The sequence below is a fragment of the Paenibacillus sp. J2L1-98 genome (genome assembly GCF_056269405.1).
The window spans coordinates 1-1208 of record NZ_JBWDNW010000062.1 but is presented as its reverse complement, the minus strand read 5'-3'; the positions used below and the strand labels follow the sequence as shown (position 1 = coordinate 1208).

Sequence of the window (1208 nt, the reverse complement as noted above, 5' to 3'; positions counted from 1 at the left end):
TGTAACCTCCGGGCACCTCGGTAGCACTGTACTCGGTACCACCTGTGAGTAACGTCGTATCTTCCGGCAATCGGTTACCCTCGCCCACGGTCTCCAGACTAAGGTCATAATTTTCCCCATACGGGGAAATCATGGATACCGTAACGACTCCATGGAAACCTTCAGGGGGGCTCCAAGATCCACTCAACTCTTGTCCTGAGGACGAGATGTACCCGTAATATAACGAATATTCATAATTGGTTCCACCGGCTTGATAAGTTTTGGAATCGGAAAGCTGGAAGCCAGATTGGTTCGGATGGCTGGCCGGATCGTTGTCCATAATCTTCACATTCGCGGTTGTAATCGAACCGAGCTTTGCACTGCTTGTCGGATTGCTAATGGAGACGTTAAACGATTCGTTGCCTTCATACCGCTTATCATTCACCACTTCGACTTCAATCGCGGCTTGCGTATCGCCGGGATTGAAAATCAGCTGGCCGGCAGCTTCCAAATAGTCGCTGCCTCCTTCGGCCGTAACGCCTTCCGTTGCATAATCAACTCTCACAGAACCATCCGAACCGTTCTCGCGGAGCACGTTCAGCTTTACCCGATATCCATCCTCCGTAATCGTGTAATCGCTTTGTTCGATCGTAAACTCACCCGGTTTATACGGCAGGATTCCGTCGTCATCTTTGATCGTGATTTTCGCGGTGCCATTCCCGATCGACGCGCCGCCTGTCGGAGTCACCAGTTCGACCGTGAACGTCTCCGTTTCGTCTTCACCCTCCATGTCATTTACGATCGGGATTTCGATATCCGCCCACGTTTCACCGGTATGAAATTCAAGCGCTCCGGCCGTTTGGTCAAAATCCATTCCTCGCGTCGCGGTCCCGCCGACGGTAAGGTAATCAACCGTCACATCTCCGGCCGAGCCGTTCGTCCGGCTGATGGACAGCTTGACAATACCGACTCCTTCTTCAACCGTATAGCCGGTCTCAACAAACGAAAACTCGCCCGGCGGAGCCGGTACCGAATCATCGTTATCGGCAATCGTAACGGTGACATCAGTATAGTTTCCAAGCACCGAACCATTGGTCGGATTGCTCAATGCAACGTGAAAGTCCTCGTCACCTTCAATATCGCTATCGTCGTTGATCGCAATCGAGATCGACTGCTTCCATTGCTGAGCAGCGAAAGTCAGCGTACCGGAGACGCTCCCATAGTCGCTG

1 protein-coding gene is annotated in these 1208 nt (G+C 52.2%); it reads right to left on the bottom strand.

The window, feature by feature from the left end; translation table 11 throughout:
• On the bottom strand, positions 1-1208 hold a 1208-nt coding region (locus AC0YNZ_RS31380; protein WP_475830275.1), incomplete at both ends, for a Calx-beta domain-containing protein.